Source organism: Thermococcus sp. (assembly GCF_027066465.1).
Lineage (GTDB): Archaea > Methanobacteriota_B > Thermococci > Thermococcales > Thermococcaceae > Thermococcus.
This window is the reverse complement of sequence record NZ_JAMONU010000142.1, coordinates 1-8,150: the sequence shown is the minus strand read 5'-3', so window position 1 is coordinate 8,150 and position 8,150 is coordinate 1. Positions and strand designations below refer to the sequence as shown.

At 53.5% G+C, this 8,150-nt stretch carries 9 protein-coding genes and 2 pseudogenes; 10 read left to right on the top strand and 1 reads right to left on the bottom strand.

Annotation, left to right across the window (positions count from 1 at the left end):
• From MVK46_RS06540 to MVK46_RS06520, 5 genes and pseudogenes are all read left to right on the top strand, one after another.
• Nucleotides 1-261, top strand: a pseudogene (locus MVK46_RS06540) (YkgJ family cysteine cluster protein); the annotation flags it as partial.
• A gap of 27 nt (nucleotides 262-288) precedes the next feature.
• Complete coding sequence (locus tag MVK46_RS06535) at nucleotides 289-855, top strand: hypothetical protein (protein ID WP_297535828.1); 567 nt, start codon at nucleotides 289-291, stop codon at nucleotides 853-855.
• A 30-nt stretch (nucleotides 856-885) separates the two neighbouring features.
• Entirely contained in the window at nucleotides 886-1,386 is a 501-nt protein-coding gene (locus tag MVK46_RS06530; RefSeq protein ID WP_297535827.1) for a hypothetical protein, read from the top strand.
• Between the two features lie 84 nt (nucleotides 1,387-1,470).
• Nucleotides 1,471-2,217 (top strand): KaiC domain-containing protein, encoded by a 747-nt coding sequence (locus MVK46_RS06525; RefSeq protein ID WP_297535830.1) that lies wholly within the window; start codon nucleotides 1,471-1,473, stop codon nucleotides 2,215-2,217.
• 23 nt (nucleotides 2,218-2,240) lie between these two features.
• A complete protein-coding gene (locus MVK46_RS06520; protein WP_297535826.1) occupies nucleotides 2,241-2,786 on the top strand; it encodes a hypothetical protein in 546 nt (181 codons plus the stop codon).
• 1 nt (nucleotide 2,787) lies between these two features.
• Here the strand turns inward: MVK46_RS06520 and speD are convergent, their stop codons facing one another.
• Entirely contained in the window at nucleotides 2,788-3,207 is a 420-nt protein-coding gene (speD, locus tag MVK46_RS06515) for an adenosylmethionine decarboxylase (RefSeq protein WP_297535829.1), read from the bottom strand.
• Between the two features lie 318 nt (nucleotides 3,208-3,525).
• Here speD and MVK46_RS06510 point away from each other — a divergent pair, with 318 nt between their 5' ends.
• The 5 genes and pseudogenes from MVK46_RS06510 to MVK46_RS06490 form a co-directional block, all read left to right on the top strand.
• Nucleotides 3,526-4,440 carry a protein translocase subunit SecF gene (locus tag MVK46_RS06510; protein WP_297535825.1) on the top strand — a complete coding sequence of 305 codons (915 nt, stop codon included), beginning with the start codon at nucleotides 3,526-3,528 and terminating at the stop codon, nucleotides 4,438-4,440.
• Nucleotides 4,437-5,960: a preprotein translocase subunit SecD gene (locus MVK46_RS06505; protein WP_297535824.1), complete on the top strand. Its 1,524-nt coding sequence runs from the start codon at nucleotides 4,437-4,439 to the stop codon at nucleotides 5,958-5,960. Before MVK46_RS06510 ends, MVK46_RS06505 begins: the two co-directional genes overlap by 4 nt.
• Nucleotides 5,960-6,661, top strand: coding sequence for a TrkA family potassium uptake protein (locus tag MVK46_RS06500; RefSeq protein WP_297535823.1), 702 nt, complete (start codon nucleotides 5,960-5,962; stop codon nucleotides 6,659-6,661). Before MVK46_RS06505 ends, MVK46_RS06500 begins: the two co-directional genes overlap by 1 nt.
• A gap of 120 nt (nucleotides 6,662-6,781) precedes the next feature.
• Nucleotides 6,782-7,093 (top strand): V-type ATP synthase subunit H, encoded by a 312-nt coding sequence (locus tag MVK46_RS06495; protein ID WP_297535822.1) that lies wholly within the window; start codon nucleotides 6,782-6,784, stop codon nucleotides 7,091-7,093.
• A gap of 1 nt (nucleotide 7,094) precedes the next feature.
• Nucleotides 7,095-8,150, top strand: a pseudogene (locus MVK46_RS06490) (V-type ATP synthase subunit I); the annotation flags it as partial.

Here is an 8,150-nt window from a genome sequence, read left to right as displayed (position 1 = left end):
GTCAGGCCGATTATCTGCCGCATCTACCCCTTCATGGTCTCCAGAAAACCGCTCGGCATCGAGGGTGAGAAGCCGTTCAATTACAAAGGAGAGACCCTGTGGCTCTACTACGACGAGAGCTGTCCCGGGATAAACGCCAAAAACCCGGAAACGAGGATAACGCCCGAGGAGATTGCGGAGCTGGGGCTTGAGTTCGAGAGGGAGTTTGGGGAAACTGACATGGACGGTTTTGCAAGGCTACTCGATGAACTCGAAAAGTAGATATACAGCCTTTCCCAACGTTCCCCTATGAAAGGTTTCGTGCTGACCGCGGTCTACCTCATCCAGGGTGTTCTCAACCTCGTCTTCTACGGGATTCCTTCGATAATGTTCTCAGTTCTCCTCCCCCAGCGGGTGTTTCGAGAGGTTGCGTGGCTCCTTCCGTTCCTGGTTCTCCTGTACTTCGCCATCGGGGCCTTCTCCCTCTATTACCTTGGCCTTTCTCCTGTCCCCAAGAGGGGAAAATACCTCGGGGCCGTCTATTTCTCCCTCGGTCTCTTCGGCTCCACGGCCGTTTCGCTTGAGCCTGCCGGTGAAACGCCCCTCCTCAGGATTCTCTTCATAGCATGGGCGTTCCTCTCGCTCCTCGGTCTGCTCCTAATCTTCAAAGTCAAAAACCTTGAGAACGTTCAGCCCCTTCTGCTAATAGGCGTTCTTCTGGTGCTTTTCTTCTCCGGTGCGGTGAGCTTTCTGACCGCCCAGTGGATTGTTGAGGACTACTACGTCCACGTCCATATGAACGAAAGCGTCCCCGAGAACGCGACCGTTATGGTTGCCTACCCAGAAAACGTCAGCCCTCCCAATGGAACGGGCTAAGCTTTTAAGTCCCGTGCCGATTGCTCGAACATGGAGCAGCTCAGATACCGCAGGGCTTCTGCATGGGAATACGACCTCATCCTTCGTGAGGCCGAGAAGTACGGGGAGTTAAAGCACAACTTCTTCGCCGTCGTCGAGGGTAAGTTCAGGGACGTTTACGCCGTCAACGAGGCCCTCTGGAGGGAGCTTGAGGGGTTAAAGGTTAAGCCCTACGCCTACGGAACCTTCGTCGGCACGATTAAGGTTGACAATTTGGTCGAGAAGTTCTACCCCAATGTCGAGTTCTTCTACTTCGTTAAGGTCGAGAAGAACTACGCGGTGCTGAGCCCCAAGGCCGGCTTCCTCTTCACCACGGGCAAGGACGTCCCGAGGAGTGGCGTGCGGAAATACGTCTGGAGGGGGACTAAAAAGCTCGTAATCTACGACGAGAACGGGATTATCCTCGGCATAGGCAGGATAAACCCCGGAAGCGAGAGGAAGTTCATCCTGAACGTCACCGACGTGGGGGAATTCCTTAGAAGGGAAAGGTAGCTTTTCTTACCGGACGTAATCTTTTTAAGACCTTTTGCGTAGAGCAGTAATGGTAACTAAATGTAACTAAAGGGGGTGATGCTCATGATTAAGAAGGTCAAGACTGGGATTCCCGGAATGGACGAAATCCTTCACGGTGGAATTCCTGAGAGGAACGTCGTCCTGCTCAGCGGTGGACCCGGAACGGGAAAGACGATATTCAGCCAGCAGTTCATCTGGAACGGCCTCCAGATGGGCGAGCCGGGAATCTACGTTGCCCTTGAGGAGCACCCGGTTCAGGTCAGGCAGAACATGGCCCAGTTCGGCTGGGACGTTAGGGAGTACGAGGAGAAGGGCCTCTTCGCGATGGTCGATGCCTTCACCGCCGGAATCGGTAAGAGCAGGGAATATGAAAAGTATATCGTCCATGACTTAACCGACATCAGGGAGTTCATAGACGTTCTCAGAACGGCCGTGAAGGACATAGGCGCCAAGCGCGTCGTTATCGACTCGGTTACGACGCTCTATATCAACAAGCCGGCGATGGCGAGGAGCATTGTCATGCAGCTCAAGCGCGTCTTGGCTGGTCTAGGGGTTACGAGCATACTCGTGAGCCAGATAAGCGTCGGCGAGCGCGGATTCGGTGGGCCGGGAGTTGAGCACGGCGTAGATGGCATAATAAGGCTTGATTTGGACGAGATTGACGGCGAGCTCAAGCGCTCACTCATAGTCTGGAAGATGCGCGGAACGAGCCACAGCATGAGGAGGCACCCCTTCGAGATAACCGACAGGGGTATCGTGGTCTACCCGGACAAGGTGCTGAAGAGGAAGACCGTCGTTGAGATTGAGTGAAAAACTGAAGGGAGGTGATAGGTATGGAGGTTCCGCTGAACCCGATGGGAAGGGAGGAGATACACAGGCTTGAGAGCATACTGCTCTTCGCGACGCTCTTCAGACCAGAGGTCATAGAGCTCATCAAGGACCCGGCCGAGAGGCTCACCTGGGTGGACAGCCTTGCCGTTGCAGCTGGAGCGATAGCGAGGGAGAAGGCCGGAATGACCGTCAGGGAAATCGCTGAAGAGCTCGGAAGGACCGAGGCCACAATAAGGAAGCACCTCAAGGGCGAGACGAAGGCCGGCCAGCTCGTCAGGGAAACCTACGAGCTCATAAAGCAGGGCAAGCTTGACGAGCTCGTTAAGAACGTTGAGGTTCTGGCTAAAGGCGGTCAGCTCGTCGCTATGGAGGAGTACGAGAAGCTCAAGAAGGAGAAGGAGGAGCTTGAAGCCAGAGTCAGGGAGCTTGAGGAGAAGGTCAGGGCCTTGGAAGAGGAGAACAGGGAGCTCAAGGCGAAGGTCGAGAACGTCAGGAAGATACTTAACGATGCCCTTGAAAGGATAAGGGAAATAGAAAAGCTTCTTTGACTTATTTCCCGTTTCCGTTTTTCCTGAGGCTTTCTTCCCACGTCAGTATCATGTGGGTGAATGTCTCGTCGTCCTCTTCAATGCCTCTCTTTATCTCTGAGACGTGGGCGTACTTGGCCTTGAGCTTGTCGAGGATGTAATCAACGGCCTTCTCGGGGTTGGCCTTCGTCCCGCAGGTGTAAACGTCCAGAGCCGCGTAGCCCTTCTCCGGCCAGGTGTGGATTGAGATGTGGCTTTCGGCAACGATGACGACGCCGCTGACGCCGGTCGGTGAGAACTTGAAAAAGTAGCTTGACTTGACCTCCATGTTGCCGACCTTCGCCGCCTCGAGGAATATCTGCCTTATCCTGTCAGCGTCACCGAGAACCTCAGGGTCGCAGCCGGCCGCCTCTACAACGTAGTGAAAGCCAATGGTCTCAATCTCGGTCATGGCTTCTCACCCGGAGTTTGGGTAGTTACGCACCCTTTTTAAAGTTAATCCTCGAAGTGAACGGAAGTGAGCGGGCTGTTTCAGTTCTAAACTAACCTGAATGGAGCTTTATTGATTTAAACTGAAAGTTGCGGGCTGTTTTGGTATCGTTCTGTTCTCAGGGATTCAAAAGTCCCAAAAGCCTCTCATACGTCTCAGGTTTTGGCGGCCGGCTTGTCTTGCATGCGGATACTGAACCACTAATTTTAAAACTCAATGGGCAAAGTAACCTCAAGCGGTTGGGAAACTCAAGTTCTCAGGGGTGAAATTATGACGAAGAAAAAGAAGGATAAGACCAAACTCCGAAGAGAACAGGAGCTCCGAGCGAAGAAGCAGGAAAAGCTCCGGTTTCTCGCCGAAATGGACCCCAAGAAGATGATGCTGTATCCCTTGGTGGTCTTCATAGTGGCTCTCATCGTGCTGGCCGTTCACTTTCCCCCGCTGGGAATAGACCTCAAGGGCGGTGTCGTCGTTACTGCTTACGGGGTAAGCGCGAACCCCGACCAGCTAGAAAAATGGCTGAGCGAACAGCTCGGCGTTCAGATTAACGTTGAGAGCTTTAAGAGCGTTGAGGGCGTTACGGGAATCAGAGTTTATGCCCCATCCGGGACGGACCCCCTGAAGATAATCGAGCTCCTTAAGGAAAGGTATCCGGACGCGAAGTATACCCACAGCGAGGTTCAGCCGACGTTCGGTGAGCTCGCGAGGAAACAGGGGATAAAGGCCATAACGTTCGCTTTCATAGCGATGGCTGTTGTGGTGTTCCTGTTCTTCAGGAACCCGGTTTCGTCGCTCGCCATCATATTCTCGGCATTCTCGGACATGGTCATAGCCGTCGCGGCGATGGGAATATTCAGGATTCAGCTAACCACCGCGACCATAGCGGCTTTGCTCATGCTCATCGGTTACACCGTCGACAGCAACATACTTCTCACAACCAAGCTAACGAAGAGGAAGGAGGACACGATTGAGGAGGCCTACCTAAGCGCGGTCTCGACGGGCTTCACGATGAGCACCACAACGCTGGGAGCCCTCTTCATGCTCTGGCTCATCTCAACGTCGCCGACGATAGACAACATTGCCATAGTCCTCATCTTCGGTCTCCTCGCGGACTTCATGAACACGTGGGTTTTCAACGCCGGCGTCCTCAGGTGGTATCTTGCCAAGAGGGGGGTTAAGGCATGAACAGGCGTCTTAAAAAGCTTCTTTTAAACTGGAGGATTATCCTGCTCATAATATTCCTCGTCGGCTCACTGACGACGCTCTACTTCAGACCGCTGACTTATGGAATAGACATAGCCGGTGGCGTGGCCATAGTGGCGGAAACCCAGCACCCCGTCGATTCTCAGACAATGCAACTGGTCGTTGATTCCCTTCAGAGGCGTTTGAACACCCTCGGTTTGAGGGACATACAGGTCGAGGCCCAAGGCAACCAGATAGTCCTCGTGAAGGTTGCGAACGTCAGCACGCCTGAAGCGGCCAATCAGATTAAGCAGATAATTGAGAGCCAGGGTGTCTTCTACATGGAGTTCGATGGGGTAATCTTTGGAACGGGAAAGGACATCGTTTACGTTGGTCTCTACCAGATAAAACCCGACAACAGCTGGTCGGTTCCCTTCAGGATTTCAAAGGCCGCCGCCGAAAAGTTCGCCAAGCTCGCGAAGGGCAAGCCGGGCTGGCCCGTTGACATGTTCCTCGACCCGCCTGCCAATTCACTCCTAGTAGTTCCAAAGAGCATATACGACCTCATGAACAGCACCCAGTTCAACGCTGACGCTCCAAACGCTCCAGTTCTGCTGTGGAGGATTCACAGGGCTCTGAACATAACCGCCGTGATATACACAAACCAGAGTGCGGCGGAGCTCAAGGAGCTCGCAAACGGAAAGCAGGTCGTTCTCGTTGATGTTGGCGGTGAAAACCTCGTCAACGCTCTGAAGAAACTTGGGGTGTCCGTCACATACGTGGCCAGACCCCAGGGTGTTAGCGACTACCAGTTCGTCAAGCAGGTTCTCGGCCTCTACGGTCCATACTCCCTGGGTCAGGAGCTCGCGAACGGTCAGCCGCAACAGGACGTTCAGATAAGCGGGCAGGCGCCGGACAGGCTGACCGCGGAGGAAGAAGCCAAAACAGTTTACACGGTCCTCAAGAGCGGTTCACTGCCGGTCAAGCTCAACGTCATCGGAATGCAGTTCATATCCCCGAAGCTCGGTGAGAACTTCAAACAGCAGGCCCTCCTCGCGGGGCTTGGGGCTTTGATAATGGTCTTTATACTCGTTTACCTCCACTACAGGAACCTCAAGATAGCGATACCCGTTGCGAGCACGAGCCTCTTCGAGGTCATAATAATCCTCGGCTTTGCCGCGCTGATACGGTGGAACCTCGACCTGCCGAGCATCGCCGGTATAGTTGCCGCTATAGGAACCGGTGTCGACCAGCAGATAGTCATAACCGATGAGTTGCTCGGAGGGGAGAGGAGTAGCAGGATAACCAGGCGCGGTAGCAGTCTCAGGAGAATCGGTAGGGCGTTCTTCATAATCTTCGCCTCCGCCGCGACTACGATAGCGGCGATGAGCTTCCTGCTGGTGTACTTCGTCGGAACCCTCAAGGGCTTCGCAGTAACGACCATAATAGGCGTCCTCATAGGAATATTCATCACGAGACCGGCATACGCGGAGATAGCCAAGTACCTAATCGGTGAGGAGTGATGTACGTAATAATAATGGGCGCCGGCAGGGTTGGCTACCTCGTTGCGAAGATGCTTGAGGCGGACGGCCACGACGTTACGATAATAGAGATGAGCAGGGAGCGGGCAAAGGAACTCTCAATGCAGATAAACGGCCTCGTGATTGAGGGCGATGCAACCGACCCGAAGACCCTTGAGGAGGCTAACATAAAGCAGGCGGACGCCTTCGCGGCGCTGACCGGTAAGGACGATGCGAACCTGTTGGCCTGCATACTCGCGAAGCACCTCAACCCCAACGTTAAGACATCCCTCAGAATAAGCAATCCGAAGAACAGAAGGATATTCGAGGAAGTTCAAGATTTGAAAAAGTACTTTGACTTTGTAATCTCCCCTGAGGAGATAGCGGCGGAGTACATCAGCAGGAACATCATAACGCCCGGCTTTGACAGGGTTCTCTTTCCCAAGGAGGGTGCAGAGATAGTCCGCTTTACCATAGACGAAGACAGCGAGATAGCTGGGAAGCTCGTTAAGGAGCTCAACCTTCCGAAGGATGCGCTCATCATAGCTGTTTACGACGAAAAGGGCAACCTCATAATTCCTTCCGGCGATACAAAACTACCCAAAAAGGGCCAGATTATAGTTTTTGCCAAGAACAGCGTCCTCGGTAGCGTGAAAGAACTTCTGGAGAAGAAGAAGCCCAACGAAAAAGAGACCGAAAACTGATGCACATCTTTAATCATTTTTCCATTTTTGACCATCAAACCATAAACTATTTAAACCTATTAGGGAAGCCAAAGTTGGCGAGTCGTTCACTTGTTTTCAGGGTCATCGGAGGGCGGACTCATGGAGGACGTCATCAAGCGTATTGTCGAAGCAGAAAAGGAAGCAGAGGAGCGTATAGAACTGGCAAAGGAAGAGGCTAAGGAACTGATTCTCAAGGCCAAGGAAGAGGCAAAGAAACTCGAAGAGGATATAATCCTTGAAGCGGAAAGAGAAGCTGATGCAATCGTTGAAAAGGCCAGACTCGAGGGCGAGGAGGAAGCCAGAAAAATTCTTGAGGAGGGCGAGGCCGAGATTAACGCCCTCAGGGAGAAGGCCGCCAAAAACTTTGACAGGGCCGTTGCTTCAGGTATAGAGCTAATCAGGGGGGGCTGACGTGTTCAGGCCCGAGGAGATGGTCAAGCTTGACGTTATCACGCTCAACCGCTACAAGGACGACCTGCTGACCTACCTTCATGAGGTTGGTGCAGTTGAGATTAGGGAGCTGAGCGTCAAGATAGCCCAGAAGGACACCCCGAACGAGTACCACAGAAAGGCCGCCTCATACAGCATCACGATTTCCCGCCTCGCCGATTTCCTGAGGGTTTACAAGCGAAGGGAGGGCGGCGGCATAAAGGAGCTTTTCTTCCCGAGGGAGAAGCCCAAGAAGACCTACCGCTACGAGGGAATAGAGAAGCTCATCAAGGACGTTGAGGAGTTTCTGGCCAAGGCCGAGCCGGAGATAAAGGCCGCCGAGAGCAGAATAAGTTCCATTCAGACGGAGATAGAAAGGATTAAGGAGGACATAGCGGTTCTTGAAATGCTCTCGGAGCTGAACCTTGATGTCGAATACCTCAGGCACAGCGGTATAGTCGAGGTTACCGTTGGGGCCGTCGAAAGGCAGAAGGCTCCCCAGCTAGTTGAGGAGCTTAAAAAGGTCACCGGGGGAAAGGTTGCAATCGTTACAAAGGACTTCAAGGACAAGGTTCTCCTCGTCATAGCGAACCTCTCAAAGGACCGCGACAAGGTAAACTCCCTGCTTGCCAAGTTCTCGGTGGAGAGGATTGAGGTTCCAGAGGGCAGGGGAACACCGAGGGAGCTCATAGCGGAGTACCGCAGGAGGCTCGATTCAAAGCTGAGCGAACTTGACGCGGCAAAGAAAGAAGCTGAGAAGCTTGCCGAGAAGTACTACGACGACGTCGTCTTCTACCAGGAGCTCATGGAGAACGAGCGCGACAAGGCCTCCGTTCTGCCGATGCTCGCGAGGACGAACATGACCTTCGCCCTAACCGGCTGGCTCCCGAGGGTCGACGTTCCGAAGGTTCTTGAGGGCATAAAGAAGGTCACCAAAGGAAAGGCCTACATAAACGTCCGCGAGCCGAGCAAAGAGGAAATCGAGGAGATTCCGATTAAGCTCAAGAACCCCGGCTGGGCGAGACCCTTCGAGATGCTC